Source organism: Streptomyces sp. NRRL S-350 (assembly GCF_000719705.1).
In the GTDB taxonomy this organism is placed as follows: Bacteria; Actinomycetota; Actinomycetes; order Streptomycetales; family Streptomycetaceae; genus Kitasatospora.
On the sequence record NZ_JOHO01000003.1, the window covers coordinates 169,621 to 193,655 of the forward strand.

Here is a 24,035-nt window from a genome sequence, read left to right on the forward strand (position 1 = left end):
GGACGGTGCGGCCGGATCGGCCCGGCGGGGCGGGCCGGTGGGGTGACGCGGCCGGGTACGGCGTTGTCGCGTCGGTCACAAGGGAACAAGCTCCCGGGCCCCACCCGTTGTCCGGGCACGAGGGACGAGGCAGAAAGGGCTTCCCCACCGCACCATTGGAGGGCCTGACGTGCACCGCCGGCACAACGGACTGAGGACCGCCGTCCTGCTCGGCGGCCTCTCGGCGCTGATCCTGGTGATCGGCGGCTTCTTCGGCCGCACCGGGCTCCTGATCGCCCTGCTGGTCGCCCTCGGGACCAACGCCTACGCGTACTGGAACAGCGACACGCTCGCACTGCGGGCCATGCGGGCCCGACCGGTCAGCGAGTTCGAGGCGCCCCGGCTGTACCGGATCGTGCGCGAGCTCTCCACCGCGGCCCGCCAGCCGATGCCCCGCCTCTACATCTCCCCGACCCCCGCCCCGAACGCCTTCGCCACCGGCCGCAACCCGCGCAACGCGGCGGTCTGCTGCACCGAGGGCATCCTGCGGCTCCTCGACGAGCGCGAGCTGCGGGGCGTGCTCGGACACGAGCTGAGCCACGTCCACAACCGGGACATCCTGATCTCCTCGGTCGCCGGGGCGCTCGCGTCGGTGGTGATGTTCCTGGTGAACTTCGCCTGGCTGGTCCCGTTCGGGCGCGACGAGGACGACGACGGGCCGGGGCTGTTCGGGATGCTCGCCATCATGGTCCTCGGCCCGCTCGCCGCCGGCCTGATCCAGCTGGCGGTCAGCCGCTCCCGCGAGTACCAGGCCGACGCCGACGGCGCCCGGATCACCGGCGACCCGCTCGCCCTCGCGAGTGCCCTGCGCAAGCTCGACGCCGGCACCCGCCGACTGCCCCTCCCGCCGGAGCCGCAGCTCCAGACGGCGAGCCACATGATGATCGCCGGCCCCTTCCGCCCCGGCGAGGCCGGCGCCAGGCTCTTCTCCACCCACCCCCCGATGGCCGAGCGCATCGCCCGCCTGGAGCGGATGGCGGGCCACGGGCGGTAGGGCGGCGGCCGTCGGGCCGGGGCGCCACGGAGTCACGCGGTGGCTTCGTCGTACGCCGTGCGGAGGCGGTGGATGCCGTCGGTGACCTGGGCGAGGCTCTCGGCGGCGGCGTAGCTGACGCGGAGGTGGGGGGCCGGGGGTTCGGCGGCGTGGTACGGGCGGCCGGGGGTGACCTGGACGCCGGCGCGCAGGGCCGCGGCGGTGACGGCGCCGTCGTCGGTGCCGTCCGGGAGGCGCAGCCACAGGTGGTAGCCGCCGGGGCGGTGGGTGGTGAGGACGTCGGGCAGTTCGCGGCGCAGGGCGGCGACGGCGGCGGTGCGGCGGTCGCGCAGTTCGGCGCCGAGGGTGCGCAGGTGGCGGGCCCAGGCCGGGTCGGCGACCAGTTCCAGCGTGGCCTCCTGGAGCGGCCGGGGCACGAAGAAGCTGTCCACCACCTGGGTGGCCCGTAGCCGGGCGAGGGCCGGGCCGCGCGCGGTGAGCGCGCCGACCCGCAGGTTGGGGGAGGCGGCCTTGGTCAGTGACCGCAGGTGCACCACCACTCCGTCCCGGTCGTCGGCGGCGAGCGGGCGCGGCAGCGCGGGGGCGTCGGCGTGGGCCAGCAGGCGGGCGAAGTCGTCCTCGACCACGAACGCCCCGGCCGCCCGGGCGATCCGCAGCACGTCCGCCCGCCGTTCGGGTGAGAGCACCGCGCCGGTGGGGTTCTGGAACAGCGGCTGGCAGACGAACACCCGGGCCCGGGTGGCGGCGAAGGCGTCCGCCAGCAGGTCGGTGCGGACCCCGTCGGCGTCGACGGGGACGGGCACGGGCCGCAGCCCGGCGGCCCGGATGACCGCGAGGATGCCCGAGTAGGTCGGCGACTCGACCAGGACCGGCGAGCCGGGGGCGGCGAGCGAGCGCATGGCGACGGTGAGCCCGCTCTGCCCGCCGGAGGTGATCAGGACGTCCCCGGCGCCGATCGGACCGCCGTGGCCGCCGATGTCGCGGGCGAACCAGCCGCGCAGTTCGGTGAGGCCGTCGGTGGGCGGCCGGTCCCAGGCGCCGGGACGCCGGCCGGCCCGGGCGAGCGCGGTGGCGAGGGGGCGTTCGGGCAGCAGCGAGGCGTGCGGGTAGCCGCTGTTGAGGTCGATGACGTCGGGCGGCGGCACCCGCAGGGTGGCGAACACGGGGGCGGCGAGCAGGTCGCGCGGGCCGGAGTCGGCGCTGAGCGCGACCTCCTGCCAGGAGAGGTCGCCGGGGCGGCCTGCGGGGGCGGCGGGCGCGGCCGGGGCCGCGCCGAAGGGCGCCGCGCGGAAGACCCCCGCGCCCGGCCGGGAGACCACCAGCCCCTCGGCGACCAGCACGGCGATGGCCCGGGAGACCGTCACCGGGCTGACCTGGTGGCGCTCCATCAGCGCCCGGCTGGAGGGCAGCTTTCGCCCCTCCTGGTAGCGCTCGACCTCCTGCCGCAGACTGTCGGCGAGTTCGGTCACGCTGCTACGCTCGTTCATGACGACACAAGATAGCGCTACCGTTCCTGAGGTGGTAGCACCGCAGCCCGTCCCGGCCTCCGGCGCCGTCCTCGCCGCCCTGGGAGTGGCCTCCTTCTCACTCAGCTTCCCCGCCACCGCGTGGTCCCTGACGGGCTTCGGCCCGTGGTCCTCGACCGGCCTGCGCGGCGTCCTGGCCGCGGCGCTCGCCGCGGCCTACCTGCTGGCCACCGCCGCCCCGCTGCCACAGCGCCGGCACTGGCCCGGCCTCCTGGCGGTCTCCGGAGGCTGCGTCGTCGGTTTCCCGCTGCTGACCACGCTCGCCCTGCGCACCTCCTCGACCGCCCACTCGGCGGTGGTCATCGGCGTCCTGCCGCTGGCCACCGCGGTGGTCTCGGCGCTGCGCACGGGCCGCCGGCCGTCCCGGGCGTTCTGGGCGGCGGCGTCGGCCGGGGCGGCGGCCGTGCTCGCCTTCACCCTGCTGCAGAGCCACGGCCGGCCGACCGTCGCCGACCTGTACCTGTTCGTCGGGGTGCTGGTCTGCGCGGCCGGGTACGCGGAGGGCGGGCGGCTCTCCCGGGACCTCCCGGGCGCCCGGGTGATCGCCTGGGCGGTGCTGGCCGCGCTGCCCGTGATGGTGCTGACCACGGCGTTCGGCCTGGCCGCCGAACCGGTGCGGCTCGGGGCGAAGGCGCTGGTCGGGCTGGGGTACATCGCGGCGGTGTCGCAGTTCGGCGGGTTCGTGCTCTGGTACCGGGGGATGGCCGGGATCGGCGTGCCGAGGGCCAGTCAGCTGCAGCTCGCGCAGCCGCTGCTGACGCTGGTCTGGTCGGTGCTGCTCCTCGGCGAGGACCTGCCGGCGGCCGCGCCCGTCACGGCGGTGGTCGTGCTGACGTGCATCGCGGTGACCCAGCGGGCCCGGAGCTGAGCCGCCGTACGGCCCGGAACGAGGCGGCGCGCGCCGCGACGGTCCGCCCCTCGCCCGGCCCGCGCCCGCCGCTCGCCCGGCCCGCGCCCGCCCCGCCCGCTCCTCGTCGGGACCGGTTCGGAGCGGCCCGTCGCTCGTTAGGATGAACGCGTGCCCGGCGGTCCGGGCGCGGCATCCGGAGGGAGTGGGCCGTCATGGCAGACGAGAGGCACGCCCCGGCGACCGGGGACGCGCCGGCCCGGCGACGCGGCCAGGGGGAGCTGGAGGCACAGGTGCTGGCGGTGCTCCAGCAGGCGCCCGGCCCGGCCGCCGCAGGGTGGGTCCAGGAGCGCCTGGAGGGCGACCTGGCGTACACCACGGTGATGACCATCCTGTCCCGGCTGCACGCCAAGAACGCCGTCACCCGCACCCGTTCCGGCCGCTCCTACCTGTGGCAGGCCTCCTCCGACGCCGCCGGCCTGGCGGCGCTGCGGATGCGCCGGATGCTCGACGGGGAGGCCGACCGGGACGCCGTCCTCGCCAGTTTCGTCAGCGCGCTGCTGCCGCACGACGAGGAACTGCTCCGGGCGCTGCTCGACGCCGCGTCCGCCGATCCGGCAGCGACCGACCGCGAGAGCTGAGCCGTGGGCTTCTTCGTCTTCCTCCCGCTCGTCCTGCCGCTCACCGCGGTCCCGATCGCGCGCCTGACCGAGCAGCACCTGCACCCGCGCGGCGCGGCCCGGCTGATGACCTCGATCAGCGCGGTGATGGCGGTGTGCAGCGTGCTCTGCCTCGGGCTGATCGGGGTCGTCGGCACCGCGCAGATCCCCGGCAACCCGCTGCCGGACAGCTGGTCCGACCCGGAGGTGCGGGCCGCGCTGCCGTACCACGAGACGGTCGGGACGGCCGCGATGTGGCTGCTGGCGCTGGTGGGCTCGGCCTGCGCCCGGACGGTCGGGCGGCACCTGCGGGTGCGGGCCCGGGCCCGGCGCGCGCTGACCGGACTGCCCGCCGGGACGGGGCCGTCGGACGACCTCGCGGTGCTGCCCGACCTCAACCCGTACGCCTACGCGCTGCCCGGCTCGCCCGGGCGGGTGGTGGTCTCCACCGGGATGCTGGCGGGCCTGGCCGCGGACGAGCGGGAGGCCCTGCTCGCCCACGAGCGGGCGCACCTGCGCCACCGCCACCACCGGTACCTGCTGGCCACTCAGCTCGCCGCCTGCATCAACCCCTTCCTGCGGCCGCTGCAGGACGCGGTCGCGTACAGCGCCGAGCGGTGGGCGGACGAGGACTCGGCGCAGGCCGTGGGGGACCGGCGGATCACCGCGCGGGCGGTGGCCCGGGCGGCCCTGGTCTCGCACGCCGCCCCGGCGCCCGGCTTCGCGGCCTTCGCCGCCCCGGCCGGCCCGGTGCCGCGCCGGGTCGCCGCGCTGCTCGGCCCGGTGCCGACCTCCCGCAACTGGCCGCCGGCCAAGACCCCGGCGGGGCTGGCGGCGATGGTCGCGGCGGTCGGTACGGCGGCGTCGGCGCTGTGCGCGCTCAACGCCGCCGTGGCCCTGCTGGTGGTGCTGAAGGCCGTCACCCCGCTGTAGGGCCGGTGACCCGTGGGGGCCGCAGGCGCCGGCGGTGACCGGCCTCCAGCCGTCGCCCGCTCAGCGCTCGACGGCGTTCGGCCGTCGCCCGCTCAGCGCTTGGCGGCGTTCAACCGTCGCCCGCTCAGCGCTCGGCGGCGTTCAACCGTCGCCTGCTCAGCGCTCGACGGCATGCAGCCGTCGCCCGCTCAGCGCTCGACGGCCTCCCGGAGCTTGCGGAACTCCTCCGCCAGCGCGTCCAGCGTGTAGTGCGCGTTGAGCCCGCTGGGGTTGGGCAGCACCCAGACCTCCGTGGCGCCGATGCCCTCCGGCTGGCGCCCGATCGTGGCCCGCCGCTGCCCGAAGGCCGTCCGGTAGGCGCCGATGCCGAGGACGGCCAGGGCCCGGGGGCGCAGCCGCAGCACCCGGGCGCGGAGCGCGGCGCCGCCCTCGCGCAGTTCCTCGGCGGTCAGCTCGTCCGCCTTGGCGGTGGTGCGCGGGGCGACGTTGGTGATGCCGATGCCCAGGGCGAGCAGTTCCTCCTGCTCGTCCGGCCGGAGTCGGCGGTCGGTGAAGCCGGAGCGGTGCAGTGCGGGCCAGAAGCGGTTGCCGGGGCGGGCGAAGTGGTGGCCGGTGGCGCCGGACCACAGGCCCGGGTTGATGCCGCAGAACAGCACCCGCAGGCCGGGCCCGGTGACGTCGGGGATGGTGGTGTCCTTGGCGGCCAGCAGCTGCTCGGCGGTGGGTTTCATCGGCGCGTGCGACTTCACCCGGCCAAGTCTGCCGTGCCGTCCGCCGGTGCGGTACGGCGCCCGCGCAGCCACCGCAGGCCGAACACCACGGCGGCCGCGTACGCCCAGCCGACGAAGACGTCGATGATGAAGTGCTCCGCGCCGTAGACCAGGGTGAACGTCATCGCGAGCGGATAGGCGACCAGCACCGCCCGCAGCCAGGGCTGGGCGGTGGGCCAGAAGAAGAAGAGCAGCATCGCCGGGTAGGCGGAGTGCAGCGAGGGCATCGCGGCGACGTCGTTGGCGAACTGGCTGCCGTTCTCCAGCAGCGAGTCGGCCTGCGGCAGGCCGCTCACCGAGATCACCTCCCAGACGACCCGGGACACGTGCGGGAGGTTGCCCTCCTGGGCGACCAGCCACGGCGGGTCGGCGGGGAAGAGCAGGTAGGTGGCGAAGCCCGCGAAGGTGAGCGTCAGGTAGCAGGCGAGCAGTTGTCGGAAGCGGTGGTGGGCGCGCCGCCAGAGCACGGCGAGCAGGAGGAAGACCACGAAGAAGTGCGAGAGGTAGACACCCACCGCCGCGTAGTCGTACCAGTGCGGGGAGCCGGGGGTGTAGAGCGCGTGCTGGAGCCGGACGGTCCAGGTCTCGCCGAAGCCGAGCACTTCGTCGAAGCGCAGCTGCGGCAGCCAGTGCGGCGACCACGGGGTGTGCGCGCCGTAGCCGCGCAGCAGTGAGTAGGCCCACACCACGGCCATCACCGGCACCCAGTCGCGCAGGACCAGGAGGAAGCCGCGGGCGCCGTGCCCGCTGTGCACGGCGGCGGTGAGCAGTGCCGCGATCAGCCAGAGGAACAGCACGTCGTTGGCGGCGGGGATGCCCTCGCTGTGCAGGAACCAGGCGAGGCCGGTCAGGTAGAGCGGCCACGCCAGGAGCCGGATTCTCGACCAGCCCGTCACGCGGGGGCGGGGCGGAGGCACCGGGCGTGATCGCCCGGGCCGCGCGGTCGGCGCGGCCGGGTCGAGGGTCTTGGTCATGCGCACCGAAACTAGCAATCCAAACTTGGAGGACTCTGGGTGAAGTATGACCGGATCGTAAGAACGCCCGATCCGGTGGGCCGTACGGCCGGCGTCGCGGTCACGCCACGATGCCCAGCTCGTGCGGGGTGTTGTTGAAACGGCGGCCGCCGGCCGTGGTGACGGTGACGATGTCCTCGATCCGCACCCCGAACCGGCCGGGCAGGTAGATGCCGGGCTCGATGGAGAAGCACATGCCCGGCACCAGCGGCCGCTCCTCACCCTCCACCAGGTACGGCGGTTCGTGCGTCGTGGTGCCGATGCCGTGCCCGGTGCGGTGGATGAAGTACTCGCCGTAGCCGCCCTCGGTGATCACCCGGCGGGCGATCCGGTCGATCTCCTGGCAGGCGACGCCGGGGCGGACGGCCTCGAAGGCGGTCTGCTGGGCGCGCCGGACCAGGTCGTGGACCTTCCGCACCTCGGCCGGGACGTCCGGGCCGACGTGCACCGTCCGGGTGGTGTCGGAGCCGTAGCCGTCCTTGAGGCCGCCGAAGTCCAGCACCACGGTGTCACCCGTCCGGATGACCCGGTCGCCGGCCTCGTGGTGCGGGTCGGCGCCGTTCGGGCCGGACCCGACCACGGTGAAGTCGACCTGGCTGTGCCCGTACTGGATGAGCAGCGCGCCGAGGTCGGCGGCCACGTCGGCCTCCCGGCGGCCCGCGAAGTCGACCTCCAGGATCCTCCGGTAGGCGGCGTCCGCGGCGCCGCCGGCCGCGGCCAGACGGTCCAGCTCCTCGGTGTCCTTGACGGCGCGCAGCATCGGCAGGGACTCGGTGAGCGAGGTGAAGGCGGTGCGGGGCAGCGCGGCCTGGAAGCCGAGCAGGTGCATCGCCCAGGTGTTGTCGGAGACGCCGTACTGCCCGGCCGGGTCGAGCAGCGGGCCGGCGGTGGCGAACGGGTCCTCGCCGTCCGACCAGTCGAGCAGCCGGACGGCCGCCACGCCGACCGCCTTCTCGGCGTCCGGGCGCTCCAACTTGGGCACGACCAGCGCGGGTTCGGCCCCGGCCGTGAGGACGAGGGCGGTCAGGCGCTCGGTGATCGCGGTGGGCGTGTACCCGCACAGGTAGGCCAGGTCGGGCCCGGGGGCGACGACCAGGCCGGCCAGTCCGGCGGCCGTCGCCTCGGCGGTGGCCCGGGCCATCCGGGCGGTGTAGTCCTCGACGGTGAAGGGGCGGGGCACGGCGGTTCCTCCTCTGGGGGCGGACGGGCTCTGCTGGGACTCCCGGGACTCCATCCTCCTGGAAATCCCCCAGGGCCTCGCCGAGTCGGCGAAGTGCCGTCGGAACAGGCCCTCGACGCGGGTCGGGTGGACGCCCTCCGCGTCGGGGTGGGTGTCGGCGAGGGCGTCGCCGCGGGGGATCGAGCCGTCCTGGCCCCAGCCCGGTCGGCAGCAGGAACACGACCGCCGGGGCGAGGCAGAGGAGGACCCGAGCCAGGCCGTGGACCGCCGTCGTGGCGGCGGAGCGCAGGCCGGCCGCTCGACTCGTCGTCATCGGCGGTCTCCTCCGGTACGGCCCGGCCGCCAGGGATCGGCTGCTGTCGGGCGCGGTCAGCGGTGTCCGACGGCACAGGCGCCGGGGGAAGGCCCCGGGGCGGGCCGTACCCGGCCAGTCCACCCGGACGCCGGGGCCGCCGCATGCGGCACGCACCCGAGCGGGTGACCGGCCGCAGGGCCCGGCGCTCCCCGGGCCCCGCGGCCGGCAGGACGGTGCTCAACCTGCTCTACGGTCTCCGGCCGGGCACGGAATCATAAATTCCGGGCCGACTGTCAGTGCCGTGGGACAGCATGACCGGCATGTCCTACGAACTCCAGGCGCTGATAGGAACATCGGAGCTGCTGCGGGTGGCGGCGGCGGAGGTTCCGGCGGCCCGGGTGGTGCCGCTGGGGCAGGGGTTGGCGCTGATCCCGGTCACCCCTGCCGTCCTCGCCGCCCTCCAGGGCGACGGCAGCCCGCGCAAGTCCACCGGAGGGGCCGGATCCGGCTGGTACTCGGCCGGCTTCGAACTCCGGCTGGCCGCCTGGTCGAAGGCCGGCCCGATCGCCTGCGTGGAGGCCGAGTACTCCGGCGGCAGCGGCACCCAGCGCGCCGCCGTCTGGGCCGACGGCCGGGTCGTCCTCGGCCCGCTCACCGGCGGCGGGTCCGAGCCCCCGACGCCCGACGGCACCCCGATCTCCCGCGCCCTGCGACGGATCGGGGCCCATACCGCGGACGGCCGGCTGGACGAGTTCGCGTCGGTCGGCCTGGACGCGCACCGCACCACCCAGGGCTGGGCGGCGGCGGCCGACTGAGCCCGCGCCCACCGCACGGCGCCCGCACGGCACTCGCACGGCACCCGGGTCGACCCCCTCCCGCCCACGCGGACGGCCCCGCTCCCGAGCCGGGAGCGGGGCCGTTTCGTCGTCCGGCCGACCGGTGGGTCAGCGGTAGTTCACGTACTGGATCGCGAAGTCCAGGTCCTTGCCCTTGAGCAGGGCCTGCACGGCCTGGAGGTCGTCGCGGCTCTTCGAGGTGACGCGCAGCTCGTCGCCCTGGACCTGCGCCTTGACGCCCTTCGGGCCCTCGTCACGGATGATCTTCGCGACCTTCTTCGCGTCCTCCGTGGAGATGCCCTCCTTGATGTCGGCGAAGATCTTGTACTCCTTGCCGGACAGCTGGGGCTCGCCGGCGTCCAGTGCCTTCAGCGACAGGCCGCGCTTGATGAACTTCGTCTGCAGCACGTCGAGGATGGCCCTCACGCGCTCCTCGCCGTTGGCCTTCATCTCGATCTTCTCGCCGGAGCGGCTGATCTCGCCGCCCACGCCCTTGAAGTCGAAGCGCGTCGCGATCTCGCGGGAGGTCTGGTTGATCGCGTTGTCGACCTCCTGCCACTCGACCTTCGAGACGATGTCGAAACTGGAGTCGGCCATGGGTGTTGGTCTCCTTGATGCTCTGGCTTCACGGGCACGGCCCGCCCCACGGGGCGTCCGCCGTCCCAGCCTATCCAGCGCCGCCCCGCGTTCGCCCGCCCCGGCGGCACCGCACTCCATGATCATCGCGCGGCTTATCGAGTGGCGAAGCACCCCCTGGCATCAGGTATGGTTTACCACGTCGAACGGGGCAAACACCCCGGTCGACGGAATCCTGGCTGGTTGCCCGAGCGGCCAAAGGGAGCAGACTGTAAATCTGTCGCGCAAGCTACGCAGGTTCGAACCCTGCACCAGCCACAGGATAGAGAAACGGCCCCCGATCTGCGGAAACGCGGATCGGGGGCCGTTTCGTTTTCCCGCCCCTCCCCGGCCTTCTCGGCCATTCGGGGCGTGCCGGCCGCTTCGCCCGTCCCGGGAGGCGTGCGCGGGCGCTCTTATTGCGTATCACTTGCAATTGCAGACCCTGGGCATCAGAGTTGGGGTTCGGGGGTGGGAGTCCTACCGAGCTGATCGTCTTCCCAACCGGCGCCCGCCGGGACAAACGGCTCACCCACCCCCGCCAACAGCCCCGGGCCGCGTCGCAGTGGCCCGATCGGAGCGTCGAGGCCCTGTCGACGCGCACGCGTCGCCGTGTCAGTGGCGCGCGGAGCCGGGGCGGCGATCGGGAACCGGCAGGTGGAGGGCCCCGGGTGGCAGGTTGCCGCCCGGGGCCCTCGGCTTTCCGGCGGGGTCTTCGTCGCGGGCGGGTGAGGCGTCCGTCAAGGTCGCGTCAACGCGGCGCTATCACCCGTATGGAGGGCGTCAGGGCTCCGGAACGCGCCTGTGGCCGCTGCTTTGCTGCATCTGCCGGTCTTCCTCCGGCGCCGCGTCGGCCCCTTCGGTCAGGGCGCGGCATCTCCCGATGCACGCTGGTGGAGCCCATGTCCGATCTCATCTACGTCGGTGTCACGGTCGCCGTGTTCGCCGTCATCGCCCTGATCGCGCGGGGGGTGGAGAGGCTGTGAGCGTCGAGAACGTCGCTGGTCTGGTCGTGGCCGTCGCGCTCGTCGGCTATCTCGTCGTGGCGCTGATCTTCCCGGAGAAGTTCTGACATGGGGTCCACTCTCGCGGGCTGGCTGCAGGCCCTCGCCCTCGTCGGCGCGCTGGCCCTGTGCTATCGCCCCCTGGGCGACTACATCGCCCGCATCCTGACCACCTCCAAGCACCTCAGAGCCGAGCGCGGCATCTACCGGCTGATCGGTGTGGACGGCGACGCCGATCAGCGGTGGCCGGTGTACCTGCGCTCGGTGCTGGCCTTCTCGGCGGTCTCGGTGCTCTTCCTGTACGGCCTGATCCGCCTCCAGGGCCGGCTGCTGCTGAGCCTGGGCGTGCCGCAGATGGCGGGCCACCAGGCGTGGAACACCGCGGTCTCGTTCGTCGCCAACACCAACTGGCAGTCCTACGCGGGTGAGTCCGCGATGGGACACCTGGTGCAGATGGCGGGCCTGGCGGTGCAGAACTTCGTCTCCGCGGCTGTCGGCATAGCCGTGGTGGCCACGTTGATCCGGGGCTTCACCCGCAACAGGACGGACCGGGTGGGCAACTTCTGGGTCGACCTGGTCCGGATCAACCTGCGCCTGCTGCTGCCGGTCTCGATCGTGTTCGCCCTGGTCCTGGCCGCCTCCGGGGTGATCCAGAACTTCCACGGCTTCCACGAGGTGACCACGCTCGGCGGCGGGGTGCAGAGGATCCCCGGCGGCCCGGTGGCCTCCCAGGAGGTCATCAAGCTGCTCGGCACGAACGGCGGCGGCTTCTTCAACGCCAACTCGGCGCACCCGTTCGAGAACCCCAACGGCTTCTCCAACCTGGTGGAGGTCTTCCTGCTCCTGGTGATCCCGTTCGCGCTGCCCCGGACCTTCGGCCGGATGGTGGGCGACAACCGCCAGGGCTACGCGATCGTCGCCGTGATGGGCCTGTTCTGGGTCGCCTCGACCGCCCTGCTCACCTTCGCCGAGGCGCAGCACCAGGGCAGCGCCCTGCAGGCCGCCGGCGCGGCGATGGAGGGCAAGGAGCAGCGTTTCGGCATCGCCGCCAGTTCGCTGTTCGCGGCCTCGACCACGCTGACCTCGACCGGGGCGGTGAACTCATTCCACGACTCGTACACGCCGTTGGGCGGCGGGTTGACGGTCTTCGACATGATGCTGGGTGAGATCGCGCCCGGCGGCACCGGCTCCGGCCTGTACGGGATGCTCGTGCTGGCGGTCGTGGCGGTGTTCGTCGCCGGCCTGATGGTCGGCCGCACCCCCGAGTACCTGGGCAAGAAGCTCGGCGCCCGGGAGATGAAGTTCGCGTCGCTGTACATCCTCACCACGCCGACGATCGTCCTGGTCGGCGCGGGTGTGGCGACGGCGCTGCCGGGCGAGCGTGCCGGGATGCTCAACGCGGGGGCCCACGGCTTCTCCGAGGTGCTGTACGCGTTCACTTCGGCGGCCAACAACAACGGTTCCGCGTTCGGCGGTCTCACCGTCAACACCGACTGGTACGACACGGCGCTCGGCCTGGCGATGGTCTTCGGCCGCCTCCTGCCGGTGGTGTTCGTCCTGGCGCTGGCGGGCTCGCTGGCCCGGCAGCAGCCGGTCCCGGCGACCCCGGGCACCCTGCCCACCCACAAGCCGCTGTTCGTGGGCCTGCTGTCGGGCGTGATCCTGATCGTCGTCGGCCTCACCTACTTCCCGGCCCTGGCTCTCGGGCCGATCGCGGAAGGTCTCACCTCCTGATGTCCACTCCCACGCTCAACCCCGCACCGGCTGCCGAGGCCGAGCCCGCCGCGCCGCACAGAGTGGCGAGCGGCCTCCTCGACCCGAAGCTGATCGTCGCGTCGCTGCCGGAGGCGGTGAGGAAGCTCGACCCCCGGGTGATGGTCAAGAACCCGGTGATGTTCGTGGTCGAGGTCGGCTCGGTGGTCACCACCGTGTCCGCGCTCGTCGACCCGTCCGTGTTCGCCTGGGTCATCACCGTCTGGCTGTGGCTGACGACGGTCTTCGCCAACCTGGCCGAGGCCGTCGCCGAGGGCCGCGGCAAGGCGCAGGCCGACACCCTGCGCAGGACCAAGAGCGAGAGCGTCGCCCGGCGCCTGCGGGACTGGCCGACGAGCCGGGCCGAGGAGGAGGTGCCCGGCACCGCGCTGAGGCTGGGCGACCACGTGGTGGTCGAGGCCGGCCAGACCATCCCCGGGGACGGCGACGTGGTCGAGGGCGTCGCGTCCGTCGACGAGTCGGCGATCACCGGCGAGTCCGCGCCGGTGATCCGGGAGTCCGGCGGTGACCGCAGCGCCGTCACCGGCGGCACCAAGGTGCTGTCCGACCGGATCGTGGTGAGGATCGCCGCGGAGCCCGGCAAGTCGTTCATCGACCGGATGATCGCCCTGGTCGAGGGCGCGGCCCGGCAGAAGACGCCGAACGAGATCGCGCTCAACATCCTGCTGGCCTCGCTGACCGTCGTCTTCCTGGTCGCGGTGGTGACCCTGCAGCCGATGGCCACCTACGCCGGTGCCCCGCAGTCGATGATCGTCCTGGTCGCCCTGATCGTGGCGCTCATCCCGACCACCATCGGCGCGCTGCTGTCCGCGATCGGCATCGCGGGGATGGACCGCCTGGTGCAGCGCAACGTGCTGGCGATGTCCGGCCGGGCCGTCGAGGCCGCGGGGGACGTCAACACCCTGCTGCTCGACAAGACCGGCACCATCACCCTGGGCAACCGCCAGGCCGCGGAGTTCCTCGCGGTGAGCGGTGTCTCCACCGACGAGATGGCCGGCGCGGCCCAGCTGTCGTCGCTGGCGGACGAGACGCCCGAGGGCCGCTCGATCGTGGTCCTCGCCAAGACCGGGTACGGCCTGCGGGCCCGCGCCCAGGGCGAGTTGACGCACGCCACCTGGGTGCCGTTCACCGCCCAGACCCGCATGTCGGGTGTGGACCTGGACGAGGCCGGGGGCGTCCACCAGGTCCGCAAGGGCGCGGCCGCGGCCGTGTCCGACTGGGTCGCCGAGAACGGTGGCCGGGTCACCGGCGAGGTGTCGGCGCTGGTCGACGGGATCTCCGCGGCGGGCGGCACGCCGCTGGTGGTGGCGACCAGGGTCGGTTCGGCTCCGGCCAGGGTCCTGGGGGTGATCCACCTCAAGGACGTGGTCAAGGAGGGCATGCGGGAGCGCTTCGACGAGCTGCGCCGGATGGGCATCAAGACCGTGATGATCACGGGCGACAACCCGCTGACCGCCAAGGCGATCGCGGAGGAGGCCGGGGTGGACGACTTCCTCGCCGAGGCCACGCCCGAGGACAAGATGGCCCTGATCAAGAAGGAGCAGGAGGGCGGCAAGCTGGTCGCGATGACCGGCGACGGCACCAACGACGCCCCCGCGCTCGCCCAGGCCGACGTCGGCGTCGCGATGAACACCGGGACCATGGCGGCCAAGGAGGCCGGCAACATGGTCGACCTCGACTCCAACCCGACCAAGCTGATCGAGATCGTGGAGATCGGCAAGCAGCTGCTGATCACCCGCGGCGCGCTGACCACCTTCTCCATCGCCAACGACGTGGCCAAGTACTTCGCGATCATCCCCGCGATGTTCGCCGGGGTCTACCCGGGCCTGGGCCACCTCAACATCATGGGTCTGCACAGCCCCCAGTCCGCGATCACCTCGGCGATCGTCTTCAACGCCCTGGTCATCATCGGCCTGATCCCGCTCGCCCTGCGCGGCGTGCGCTACCGCCCGTCCGACGCGGGCTCGCTGCTGCGGCGCAACATCGGGATCTACGGCTTCGGCGGCCTGGTGGTGCCGTTCGTCGGCATCAAACTGATCGACCTGATCGTCCAGTTCATCCCCGGCCTGAGCTGAGAGAGGAGAGTCCGATGTCCAAGCCCCTGCCCACCACCGTGCGCACCCACCTCACCGCGCTGCGGATCCTGCTGGTGCTGACGGTGATCCTCGGTGTCGCCTACCCGCTGCTGGTCACCGGGATCAGCCAGGTCGCGTTCAGCGACAAGGCCGACGGTTCGATCGTGAGGGCCGACGGCAAGGAGGTCGGTTCCAGCCTGCTCGGCCAGAACTACGACCTGCCCAAGGCCGATCCGGACGACCCGAAGGAGGAGGCCAAGCCGGACCCGAAGTGGTTCCAGCCGCGCCCCGCCGCCAACGGCTACGCCGGCGACAACTCCGGTGCGAGCAACCTCGGTCCGAACAGCGAGGACCTGCTCAAGGCCGTCAACGACCGCCGCGCCGCCGTCGCCGCGTTCGACGGCGTCGACCCGGCGGCCGTCCCGGCCGACGCGCTCACCGCCTCCGGCTCCGGCCTCGACCCGGACATCTCGCCGGCCTACGCCAGGGAGCAGGTCGACCGGGTCGCCCGGCACCGAGGCCTGCCGGTGCGGACGGTGGCCGAACTGGTCGACCGGTACACCGAGAGCCGCTCGCTCGGCTTCCTCGGCAACGAGTCGGTCAACGTCGTCCTGCTCAACAAGGCGCTCAGCGAGCAGAAGTGACGAACCATCACATGCGTAGGTGACCGGGTCGGCCCGGGCGTGGGAGCTCCCCTCCCGCGCCGGGCCGGCCGGCCCGCGTCCGCAGGCGCGCACCGACCGGCTGTCCCCTCCCGATGGAAAGAGCAGTGCCCATGGCCCGCGACCTCACCCCCGGCTCCGGCGTCCGCCGCGGCCGGCTGAGGGTGTACCTCGGCTCCGCGCCGGGGGTCGGCAAGACGTACCGGATGCTGGACGAGGCCAGGCGCAGACGGCAACGCGGGGCCGATGTCGTGGTCGGGTACATCGAGTGCCACGGCCGGCACCACACCGAGGGCATGCTGGCGGGCCTGGAGGTCGTGCCGCGGCTCCACCGCCCACACCGGGGCGCCCAGTTCGAGGAGATGGACCTCGACGCGGTGCTCGCCCGCCGCCCGTCCGTCGTCCTGGTGGACGAGCTGGCGCACACCAACGTCCCCGGCGGCCGCAACGCCAAGCGCTGGCAGGACGTCGAGGAACTGCTCGCCGCCGGGATCGACGTCATCACCACCGTCAACATCCAGCACCTGGAGTCACTGAACGACGTCGTCCGGAAGATCACCGGCATCCCCCAGCGCGAGACCGTCCCGGACGAGGTGGTCCGCCGGGCCGACCAGATCGAACTCGTCGACATGGCCCCGCAGGCACTGCGCCGCCGGATGGCCCACGGCAACGTCTACCGGGCGGAGAAGGTGGACGCCGCGCTCTCGAACTACTTCCGGGTCGGAAACCTCACCGCCCTGCGCGAACTCGCCCTGCTCTGGGTCGCCGGGCGCGTCGACGAGGGCCTGCGCGACTACCGGGCCGGCCACGGCATCGACCGGGTCTGGGAGACCCGCGAACGCGTCGTGGTCGCCCTCACCGGCGGCCCCGAAGGCGAAACGATCATCCGCCGCGCCGCCCGGATCGCCGACCGGACGGCCGGCGGCGAGCTGCTGGCCGTCCACGTCACCCGCAGCGACGGCCTGGCCGGCGCCTCCTCCGGCGCGCTCGCCCAGCAGCGGCAGCTGGTGGAGACCCTCGGCGGCAGCTACCACGTGGTGGTCGGCGACGACATCCCCACCGCGCTGCTGGCCTTCGCCCGCGCCCACGACGCCACCCAGCTGGTGCTCGGCACCAGCCGCCGCGGCCGGACCAGTCGCTTCCTGACCGGCCCCGGCATCGGCGAGACCACCGTGGACGCCTCCGAGGACATCGACGTCCACATGGTCACCCACGAGTTCACCGGCCGCGGCCGGCTGCCCTCCCTCGGCCGCCGCCACTCCAGGCGCCGCACCGTCCTCGGCTACGCGGCGGGCTTCGTGATGCCCTGGCTGCTCACCGCGCTGCTCTCCCAGGCGCACCACCGGATCAACCTCACCACCGACACGCTGGTCTTCCAGCTCGGCGTGGTCATCGTCGCCCTGCTCGGCGGCGCCATGTCCGCCCTGGTGGCCGCGCTCATCGCCTCGGTGCTGCTGAACTACTACTTCATCCCGCCGCTTCACAGCCTGACCATCGGCGAGACCAACAACATCGTCGCCCTGGTGGTCTTCGCCGCCATCGCGCTCGCCGTCTCCACCGTCGTTGACCACGCCGGCCGGCTCACCACCCGGGCCGCCCGCGCCACCGCCGAGGCCGAGACGCTCTCCACCCTGGCGGGCAGCGTGCTGCGCGGCGCGGACGCGGTGCCCGCCCTGCTGGAGAAGTCCCGGACGGCCTTCGGCATGCGGGCCGTCGCCCTGCTCTCCCGCGGCGACGGCGAGGTCCTCGCCCACTGCGACGGCGGGGATCCGGCGGGGAAACCGGCAGCGCCGCCGACCGGGCACCCGTACGCGCACCCGCACCCCACCGCGCCCACCCCGCCCCCGACAGCGCCCCCGGCAGCGCCGCCGACCGGGCACCCGGAGCCCGCCGACAGGCCGGACGAGACCACCGAGGTCCCGGTCGGCGCGGACGCCGTCATGGTGCTCACCGGCCGCCGGCTGCCCGCCGCCGACCAGCGGGTGCTGACCGCCTTCGCCGCCCACGTCGCCGCCGCGCTGGAACGCGACCGGCTGGCCCTGGCCGCCGCCGAGGTCGAGCCGATCAAGGCCGCCGACCGGATGCGCACCGCGCTCCTCGCCGCCGTCGGCCACGACCTGCGCACCCCGCTCGCCGCGGCCCGCGCCTCCGTCGGCTCGCTGCGCAGCTCCGACGTCGAGTTCTCGCCCGAGGACCAGGCCGAACTCCTCGCCACCGCCGACGAGTCGCTGGTCAAGCTCACCCGCCTGGTCGACAACCTGCTCGACATGAGCCGCCTCCAGGCCGGCGCGCTCACCCTGCACCTCACCGAGATTCACCTGGACGAGGTCCTGCCGCGGGCCCTCGACAGCCTCCCCGGCCCGTACCCGCCGAGCCGGCCGGGCGACCTGGCGGTCGACCTGGGCGGCGGTGCCCCGCCGGTGCTCGCCGACCCGCCGCTGCTGGAACGCGTCCTCGCCAACGTCATCGCCAACGCGCTGCGCCACAACGCCCCCGGCGCGCCCGTCCTGGTCACCGCCAGCCACCACGCCGACCGGGTCGAGATCCGGGTGGTCGACCGCGGCCCCGGCATCGCCCCCGAGGACCGCGACCGCGTCTTCCTGCCCTTCCAGCGCCTCGGCGACACCGACAACACCACCGGTGTCGGCCTCGGCCTCGCCCTGTCCCGCGGCCTCGCCGAGGCCATGGGCGGCAGCCTGGAGGTCGAGGACACCCCCGGCGGCGGCACCACGATGCTGCTCACCCTGCCCGCCGCCACCCCGGAGGAGCCCCCGGCATGAGTGAAATCCTGGTCGTCGACGACGAACCGGCCCTGCTGCGCACCCTGCGGATCAACCTCAGCGCCCGGCACTACGCCGTCCGCACCGCCGCCGGCGGCGGCGAGGCGCTCGACCGTGCCGCGCACCGTGCCCCGGACGCCGTCCTGCTCGACCTCGGGCTGCCCGACATCGACGGAATGGAGGTGCTGCGCGGCCTGCGCGCCCACAGCGCGGTGCCGATCATCGTGCTCTCCGGCCGGAGCGACGCCGCCGACAAGGTCGGCGCCCTCGACGCGGGCGCCGACGACTACCTCACCAAGCCGTTCCTGATGGACGAACTGCTGGCCCGACTGCGCGCCGTGCTGCGCCGGCTGCCGGGCGGCGCGGCCCCGGGCCGGCCGGTGATCGGCGAGCACACCGTGGACCTCGCGGCCACCACCGTGACCGGCCCCCGCGGCACCGTGCGGCTCACCCCGACCGAGTGGCGGATCCTCGCCCTGCTGCTCGCCAACCCCGGCCGCCTGGTGCCCGGTCGGCAGATCCTGCGCGAGGTGTGGGGGCCGGCGCAGGAGGGGCGCGGCAACTACCTGCGGGTCTACCTCGCCGGGCTGCGCCGCAAGTTGGAGCGCGACCCGGCCCGGCCGCGACACCTGGTCACCGAGCCGGGGATCGGCTACCGGTACGTGCCGTAGCGAGCCGGGCCCCGGACCGCCGACGGACCGCCACAACACTGCTGACGGATCGTCAACCAGTCGACTGTGCACCGTCGACGGGTGGTCGACGGTCGGGCGTTCAGTCCTCGGCGCTCCCGGACTGCCTGGGCAGTGCCAGGGCCACGGTGTCCGCGAACTCCCGCACCGCGCTGGTCCGGCTGACCACCCGGCCGCTGTGCACCACCAGCCTGCTGTGCCCGCCCGCGAGCGCCCCGGCGAGGCTGTCCCCGCGCACCGCCAGCAGTTCCGCGGGGAACCCGGCGTCCACCCGGACGGGCGGCAGCCCGAGCACCGCCCGGGCCTGGTTCGCCACCGCGTCGTACGCCGCGTCCGGGCCCAACTCCCCGCCCGCCGCCAGCAGGTACGCCGACTCCAGCGGATCCGCCCGGCCGACCGGGTTGGACGGATCGCGCAGCGCCCCGCTGCCCGCCGCCAGCGGCACCTGGGCCGCCGCCAACTCCCGCAGCAGGCCCGGCCGCAGGCCCGTCGCCCGGCCCTCCAGGCCGGTGCAGCCGCCGTTCTGCGGCAGGCAGACCACCCGCATCCCGCCGGTCGCCAGCACCGCCGACGCGCCGTGGGCCAGCGCGCCGCACGGCCCGAGCGTCACCCGCGGCCGCAGCGGCGCCAGGGCCCCGACCAGCCGGGAGAGCCGGACGGGGTCGCCGGCCGTGGTGTGCAGGTCCACCGGGCAGTCCGCCTCCCGGGCGGCCTCCAGCAGCAGCTGTACGTACCCGGACGGGTCCGGATCCAGCTCCGGGCAGCCGCCGGCCGCCGTGGCGCCCAGCTTGAGCGCTTCGCGCAGCTGCGCCCGGCCGTCCGCGCCGGCCCGTCCGGTGAGCAGCCGGGGCATCGCCACCGCCTGCAGCTCGGCCAGCCCGCGCAGCGCCTGCCGGGCGGTGAGCACCGCCTCCAGCCGGCGCAGGCCGTGCACGTCGCCGATCCGGACGTGGGTGCGCTGGGCGGTGGCGCCGTAGCCGAGCGAGGTGAGCGCGGCTTCGGTGGCCCGGCGGGTGAGGTCGGCCTGGGTGTCCGGCGGTGGGGCGGGCAGGGCGGCGGAGAAGGCGGTGTCGTAGTGGGCGTGCGCCTCGGCGGGGGCCGGGAGCAGCAGGTAGCCCTTGAGGTCGATCCGGGCGCCGGTGGTGACGGTGGGCGCGCCGGGCGGGGCGGGCAGCGGGCCGAGGCTGCCGACGGTGCCGACGGCCTGGATCCGGTCGCCGCTGATCCGGACGTCCACCACCCGCCCGTCGGCCAGCCGGGCGCCGGTGAGCAGCAGGACCGGGCCGTGCCCGAGCGGGTTGGCCGCCGGGCCGGGCCCCTGGTGCGACCCGTCGGCGGCTGCGCTGTCCATCGCCGGCTCCTTCTCGTGCCGGCCCGTGCGGTCGGCCGGTCGATTGCCCGATCAATGAGCGTCGAGCCTATGGCGCGCGGGGGCGGGGCGCCGGGAGGCGGGCAATAGTCGTATCGGGTCGGGCCGTGCGGCTCGCGGGCCGGTCGAACGCCCGGCCTTGGATCGTTCGCCCGTGCACCTCGCCGACCTGCGATCTTCGCCGCGGGATACGGATTTCACCTCAGGGCGCGGAACGTGTAATCTCTTCCTCGTTCGCCCCTATAGCTCAGTCGGTAGAGCGTCTCCATGGTAAGGAGAAGGTCTGCGGTTCGATTCCGCATGGGGGCTCTGGTGAGAGGCAGTCGGCTTCGGCTGTGCTGCGGATCACTGTGGCGGTGTAGCTCAGTTGGTAGAGCAAGCGGCTCATAATCGCTGTGTCACCGGTTCAAGTCCGGTCACCGCTACCCCGCGTAGTCGGTCGGGAGATCGCACTCCCGGTCGGCTACTCTTGTCGTGTTCTTATTCGTTGTCCAAGGAAGGCACTCCCGTGGCTGCCACCGATGTCCGCCCGAAGATCACGCTGGCCTGCGTGGAGTGCAAGGAGCGGAACTACATCACCAAGAAGAACCGGCGTAACGACCCGGACCGTCTTGAGATGAAGAAGCACTGCCCCCGCTGCAACTCGCACACCGCGCACCGCGAGACCCGCTGACCCTCTTGCAGGGCGTCGGGCCTGTGTGAACCAGGTCTTCGGCTCCGGGCCGCATCCCTCACGAGGGGTGTGGCCCGGAGCCTTTTTCGTATCCCCCGTTCCGCATCCATCCGTCCGTCCATCCGCGTTCCGAGGAGCTGCCATGGCACTCGACCCCTCCTTCATCGGGCGTAGCTACCCGCCCACCGAGCCGTACGAGGTCGGCCGGGAGAAGATCCGCGAATTCGCGACCGCGATCGGCGACGCCAACCCGGCGTACGCCGACGCGGAGGCGGCGAAGGCGCTGGGCCACCCGGACGTGATCGCCCCGCCGACCTTCCCGTTCGTGATCACCTACCGCGCGGCCGGCCAGGTGGTCCAGGACCCGGAGCTGGGCCTGGACTTCAGCCGGGTCGTGCACGGCGACCAGAAGTTCGCCTACACCCGCCCGGTGCGGGCCGGTGACCGGCTGTCGGTCGCGGTGACCATCGACAACATCAAGTCACTGGCGGGCAATGACGTGCTCACCGTGCGTGGCGAGGTGACGGATGCGACCGGCGAGCACGTGGTGACGTCGGTCATGACCCTGGTGGCCCGGGCCGCCGACGAGGCGGGGGAGTGAGCGCGATGGCGATCAGCTACGACGAGGTCGAGGTCGGCACCGAGCTGCCGGCGCAGTCCTTCCCGGTGACCCGCGACACACTGGTGCGGTACGCGGGCGCTTCGGGTGACTTCAACCCGATCCACTGGAACGAGAAGTTCGCGCTGGAGGTCGGCCTGCCGGACGTCATCGCGCACGGCATGTTCACCATGGCCGCGGCGATCCGGGTGGTCACCGACTGGGTGGGCGACCCGGCCGCGGTGGTCGAGTACGGCGTGCGGTTCACCCGGCCGGTGCCGGTGCCGAACGACGGGGTGGGCGCGGTGGTGGAGGTCTCGGCGAAGGTCGCCAAGAAGTTGGACGACCGCCGGGTGCAGGTCGACCTGCTGGCCACCACGGGCGGGCAGAAGGTCCTCGGGATGTCCCGCGCGGTCGTCCGGCTCGGCTGAGCCGGTCCGGTCCGGTCGGGCGGCCGGGCGGCCGGGCGGTCGCGGGTGGGGGTGCCGGTCGGGCCCCCCGCCTGCGGCCGCCCGGGGCCGCCCGGGGCTTGCCAAGATAGTGATTGGCCACTAACTTCGGACCCATGGCGAGGTCGAGCATCCGGATGAGTGCGGAGGAGCGGCGCGAGAGCGTCGTCCGTGCCGCGATGATCGAGTTCGCCCGGGGCGGCTACCGGGGCACCTCCACGGAGGCGATCGCCCGCCGGGTGGGCGTCTCGCAGCCGTACCTGTTCCGGCTGTTCCCGGGCAAGCAGGCCATCTTCGAGGCGGCCGCCGAACGCTGCGTCGAGGAGACCTGGCGGGTCTTCGACGAGGCGTCGGCCGGGCTGACCGGCGAGGCCGCCGCCGATGCGATGTCCGGGGCGTACCTGGGCCTGGTCGAGGACCGTGACCAGCTCATGATGCAGATGCAGCTCTACGTCTCGGTGTTCGCGGCCAGGGCGGCGGGCGAGGAGGGGATCGGGGAGAGCGCCCGGCGCCTGTGGGAGGACCTGTTCGACCGGGTCAGGATCCGGATCGGCGGTGACATGAAGGACGCCACGCGGTTCTTCGCGCACGGGATGCTGATCAACACGCTGGTGGCGCTGGGATACCCGCCGGACCACCGGATGTGGACCGGCCTGGACGGGTGTGAAGGGACGGAGTAGGCGGGCCGCGCGGTGGCGTCCGTGCGGCCTCTTTTCGGCCCACGAAAGTTATTGAGCAATAACTATCTAGAGGAATCCGGGACACATCATGACGGAGAAACCGGCTTTCGGCCGAGCCGCGGTCTGGACCCTGGTGATCGTCAGCGCGGCGAGCTTCATGGCCGCCCTGGACAACCTGGTGGTCACCACCGCACTGCCGTCGATCCGCGAGGAACTCGGCGGCGGCCTGTCCGACCTCGAATGGACGGTCAGCGCCTACACCCTGAGCTTCGCCGTGCTGCTGATGTTCGGCGCCGCCCTCGGCGACCGCTTCGGCCGTCGCAGGGTCTTCCTGATCGGCCTTGCGGTCTTCACCGCCGGCTCCGCCGCGGCCGCGCTCTCGCCGGGCATCGGCGAGCTGATAGCCGCCCGGGCCGTCCAGGGCGTGGGAGCGGCGGTGATGATGCCGCTCACCCTCACCCTGCTCACCGCCGCCGTGCCCGAGTCCAAGAGGGGGCTGGCCTTCGGCATCTGGTCGGGCGTCAGCGGCCTGGCCGTCGCCGCCGGGCCGCTGATCGGCGGCTCGCTCACCGAGCACTTCTCCTGGCAGTGGATCTTCTGGGTGAACGTCCCGGTCGGCCTCGCCCTGCTGCCGCTGGCCTTCCTGCGGCTCGGCGAGAGCCGGGGCGCCGACCGGGCCCTGGACGGACCCGGAACGGTGCTGGTCAGCCTGGGGATGTTCGGCGTCGTGCTGGGCCTGATCCGCGGCAACCCGGACGGCTGGACCAGCCCGCTGGTCCTCGGCGCCCTGATCGGCGGCGCGGCCCTGCTGGCCGCCTTCGTCTGGTACGAGCAGCGCGTGGCCGCCCATCCGATGCTGCCGATGCGCCTGTTCCGCAGCCGCGCCTTCTCGGCCGTCAACGCCGCCAGCCTGCTGATGTACCTCGGAATGTTCGGCTCGATCTTCCTGATCAGCCAGTACCTCCAGGGGGCCGGCGGCTACAGCCCGCAGGAGGCCGGCATCCGGATGCTGCCGTGGACGGCGATGCCGCTGCTGGTCTCGCCGATCGCGGGCATGGTCTCCGACCGGATCGGCGGCCGGCCGATCGTGGTCGCCGGGCTGGCACTCCAGGCCGCCGGACTGGCGATGTTCGCCCTCGTCGTGGACGGGAGCACCGGGTACGACTATCCGGCCCAGATCCCCGCCATCGTGGTCTGCGGGATCGGCATGTCCCTCTACTTCGGCCCGACCGCCCAACTGGTGATGGCGAGCGTCCGGCCGCAGGAGCAGGGGATCGCGTCCGGCGCCAACAACTCCCTGCGCGAGGTCGGCGGGGCGCTCGGGGTCGCCGCGCTCTCGGCGGTGTTCTCCGCCCGGGGCGGCTACCAGTCGGCGCGGGCCTTCACGGACGGGCTGGTGCCCGCGCTGTACGTCGGCGCGGCCGCCGTCGCGGTCGGGGCGCTCGCCGCGGTGTTCATCCCGCGCCGGCGCAAGGCCGAGGCCGCGACAGCCGCGACAGCCACGGCGACCACGGCGACCACGGCGACCGCGGGGCAGCCGGTGGCGGACCGGGCCGAAGCCGCCCGGGTGTGAGCC

The 24,035-nt window shown here is 73.5% G+C and carries 22 protein-coding genes and 3 tRNA genes; 19 read left to right on the forward strand and 6 right to left on the reverse strand.

Annotated elements, in window-relative coordinates; translation table 11 throughout:
- Nucleotides 1–169 precede the first annotated feature (169 nt).
- Entirely contained in the window at nucleotides 170–1,033 is an 864-nt protein-coding gene (htpX, locus tag IF30_RS0104560) for a zinc metalloprotease HtpX (protein ID WP_030232267.1), read from the forward strand.
- Between the two features lie 32 nt (nucleotides 1,034–1,065).
- On the opposite strand, the gene IF30_RS0104565 is transcribed toward htpX, so the two are convergent.
- A complete protein-coding gene (locus IF30_RS0104565; protein ID WP_030232271.1) occupies nucleotides 1,066–2,520 on the reverse strand; it encodes a PLP-dependent aminotransferase family protein in 1,455 nt (484 codons plus the stop codon).
- Between IF30_RS0104565 and IF30_RS0104570 the strand changes: the two genes are divergently transcribed.
- From IF30_RS0104570 to IF30_RS0104580, 3 genes are all read left to right on the forward strand, one after another.
- Complete coding sequence (locus IF30_RS0104570) at nucleotides 2,519–3,427, forward strand: DMT family transporter (RefSeq protein WP_051709221.1); 909 nt, start codon at nucleotides 2,519–2,521, stop codon at nucleotides 3,425–3,427. The genes IF30_RS0104565 and IF30_RS0104570 overlap by 2 nt on opposite strands.
- A gap of 194 nt (nucleotides 3,428–3,621) precedes the next feature.
- Nucleotides 3,622–4,047 (forward strand): BlaI/MecI/CopY family transcriptional regulator, encoded by a 426-nt coding sequence (locus IF30_RS0104575; RefSeq protein ID WP_051709222.1) that lies wholly within the window; start codon nucleotides 3,622–3,624, stop codon nucleotides 4,045–4,047.
- Between the two features lie 3 nt (nucleotides 4,048–4,050).
- Complete coding sequence (locus tag IF30_RS0104580; protein ID WP_030232277.1) at nucleotides 4,051–4,998, forward strand: M48 family metalloprotease; 948 nt, start codon at nucleotides 4,051–4,053, stop codon at nucleotides 4,996–4,998.
- Between the two features lie 188 nt (nucleotides 4,999–5,186).
- On the opposite strand, the gene mug is transcribed toward IF30_RS0104580, so the two are convergent.
- From mug to IF30_RS0104595, 3 genes are all read right to left on the reverse strand, one after another.
- Nucleotides 5,187–5,729: a G/U mismatch-specific DNA glycosylase gene (gene mug / locus IF30_RS0104585; RefSeq protein ID WP_030232278.1), complete on the reverse strand. Its 543-nt coding sequence runs from the start codon at nucleotides 5,727–5,729 to the stop codon at nucleotides 5,187–5,189.
- 14 nt (nucleotides 5,730–5,743) lie between these two features.
- On the reverse strand, nucleotides 5,744–6,742 hold the full coding sequence (locus IF30_RS0104590; RefSeq protein ID WP_051709225.1) for a phosphatase PAP2 family protein: 999 nt from the start codon (nucleotides 6,740–6,742) through the stop codon (nucleotides 5,744–5,746).
- 100 nt (nucleotides 6,743–6,842) lie between these two features.
- Nucleotides 6,843–8,015, reverse strand: coding sequence for an aminopeptidase P family protein (locus IF30_RS0104595; protein ID WP_051709227.1), 1,173 nt, complete (start codon nucleotides 8,013–8,015; stop codon nucleotides 6,843–6,845).
- Nucleotides 8,016–8,576: 561 nt separating this feature from the next.
- Between IF30_RS0104595 and IF30_RS0104600 the strand changes: the two genes are divergently transcribed.
- Nucleotides 8,577–9,071 (forward strand): hypothetical protein, encoded by a 495-nt coding sequence (locus IF30_RS0104600; RefSeq protein WP_030232281.1) that lies wholly within the window; start codon nucleotides 8,577–8,579, stop codon nucleotides 9,069–9,071.
- 129 nt (nucleotides 9,072–9,200) lie between these two features.
- Here the strand turns inward: IF30_RS0104600 and IF30_RS0104605 are convergent, their stop codons facing one another.
- On the reverse strand, nucleotides 9,201–9,689 hold the full coding sequence (locus IF30_RS0104605) for a YajQ family cyclic di-GMP-binding protein (protein ID WP_030232283.1): 489 nt from the start codon (nucleotides 9,687–9,689) through the stop codon (nucleotides 9,201–9,203).
- A 216-nt stretch (nucleotides 9,690–9,905) separates the two neighbouring features.
- Here IF30_RS0104605 and IF30_RS0104610 point away from each other — a divergent pair.
- The 7 genes from IF30_RS0104610 to IF30_RS0104645 all read left to right on the forward strand — a co-directional run bounded on the left by IF30_RS0104610 (nucleotide 9,906) and on the right by IF30_RS0104645 (nucleotide 18,672).
- A tRNA-Tyr gene (locus IF30_RS0104610) sits at nucleotides 9,906–9,986 on the forward strand.
- Nucleotides 9,987–10,689: 703 nt separating this feature from the next.
- Nucleotides 10,690–10,779 carry a K(+)-transporting ATPase subunit F gene (gene kdpF, locus IF30_RS46355; RefSeq protein ID WP_037898961.1) on the forward strand — a complete coding sequence of 30 codons (90 nt, stop codon included), beginning with the start codon at nucleotides 10,690–10,692 and terminating at the stop codon, nucleotides 10,777–10,779.
- 1 nt (nucleotide 10,780) lies between these two features.
- Entirely contained in the window at nucleotides 10,781–12,445 is a 1,665-nt protein-coding gene (kdpA, locus tag IF30_RS0104625; protein WP_030232285.1) for a potassium-transporting ATPase subunit KdpA, read from the forward strand.
- Entirely contained in the window at nucleotides 12,445–14,559 is a 2,115-nt protein-coding gene (gene kdpB / locus IF30_RS0104630; RefSeq protein ID WP_030232288.1) for a potassium-transporting ATPase subunit KdpB, read from the forward strand. The genes kdpA and kdpB overlap by 1 nt, the downstream gene beginning before the upstream one ends.
- A 14-nt stretch (nucleotides 14,560–14,573) precedes the next feature.
- A complete protein-coding gene (gene kdpC / locus IF30_RS0104635) occupies nucleotides 14,574–15,203 on the forward strand; it encodes a potassium-transporting ATPase subunit KdpC (protein ID WP_030232290.1) in 630 nt (209 codons plus the stop codon).
- Nucleotides 15,204–15,334: 131 nt separating this feature from the next.
- Nucleotides 15,335–18,001 carry a sensor histidine kinase gene (locus IF30_RS0104640; RefSeq protein WP_030232292.1) on the forward strand — a complete coding sequence of 889 codons (2,667 nt, stop codon included), beginning with the start codon at nucleotides 15,335–15,337 and terminating at the stop codon, nucleotides 17,999–18,001.
- Nucleotides 17,998–18,672, forward strand: coding sequence for a response regulator (locus tag IF30_RS0104645; RefSeq protein ID WP_030232295.1), 675 nt, complete (start codon nucleotides 17,998–18,000; stop codon nucleotides 18,670–18,672). Before IF30_RS0104640 ends, IF30_RS0104645 begins: the two co-directional genes overlap by 4 nt.
- Nucleotides 18,673–18,772: 100 nt before the next feature.
- On the opposite strand, the gene IF30_RS0104650 is transcribed toward IF30_RS0104645, so the two are convergent.
- The gene (locus tag IF30_RS0104650) at nucleotides 18,773–20,041 is read right to left on the reverse strand and encodes a hydrolase (RefSeq protein ID WP_030232298.1); all 1,269 of its coding nucleotides are present in this window, start codon (nucleotides 20,039–20,041) and stop codon (nucleotides 18,773–18,775) included.
- A 254-nt stretch (nucleotides 20,042–20,295) separates the two neighbouring features.
- Here IF30_RS0104650 and IF30_RS0104655 point away from each other — a divergent pair.
- From IF30_RS0104655 to IF30_RS0104685, 7 genes are all read left to right on the forward strand, one after another.
- Nucleotides 20,296–20,368, forward strand: a tRNA-Thr gene (locus tag IF30_RS0104655).
- A gap of 43 nt (nucleotides 20,369–20,411) precedes the next feature.
- Nucleotides 20,412–20,484 (forward strand) — tRNA-Met (locus tag IF30_RS0104660).
- Nucleotides 20,485–20,567: 83 nt separating this feature from the next.
- A complete protein-coding gene (rpmG, locus tag IF30_RS0104665) occupies nucleotides 20,568–20,732 on the forward strand; it encodes a 50S ribosomal protein L33 (protein WP_006604855.1) in 165 nt (54 codons plus the stop codon).
- A 142-nt stretch (nucleotides 20,733–20,874) separates the two neighbouring features.
- Complete coding sequence (locus IF30_RS0104670) at nucleotides 20,875–21,333, forward strand: MaoC family dehydratase N-terminal domain-containing protein (RefSeq protein ID WP_030232308.1); 459 nt, start codon at nucleotides 20,875–20,877, stop codon at nucleotides 21,331–21,333.
- Nucleotides 21,334–21,338: 5 nt separating this feature from the next.
- Nucleotides 21,339–21,761, forward strand: coding sequence for a MaoC family dehydratase (locus IF30_RS0104675; RefSeq protein ID WP_030232311.1), 423 nt, complete (start codon nucleotides 21,339–21,341; stop codon nucleotides 21,759–21,761).
- A 134-nt stretch (nucleotides 21,762–21,895) separates the two neighbouring features.
- The gene (locus IF30_RS0104680) at nucleotides 21,896–22,459 is read left to right on the forward strand and encodes a TetR/AcrR family transcriptional regulator (RefSeq protein ID WP_234322582.1); all 564 of its coding nucleotides are present in this window, start codon (nucleotides 21,896–21,898) and stop codon (nucleotides 22,457–22,459) included.
- Nucleotides 22,460–22,547: 88 nt separating this feature from the next.
- A complete protein-coding gene (locus IF30_RS0104685; RefSeq protein WP_037898964.1) occupies nucleotides 22,548–24,032 on the forward strand; it encodes an MFS transporter in 1,485 nt (494 codons plus the stop codon).
- The last annotated feature ends 3 nt before the right edge of the window (nucleotides 24,033–24,035 follow it).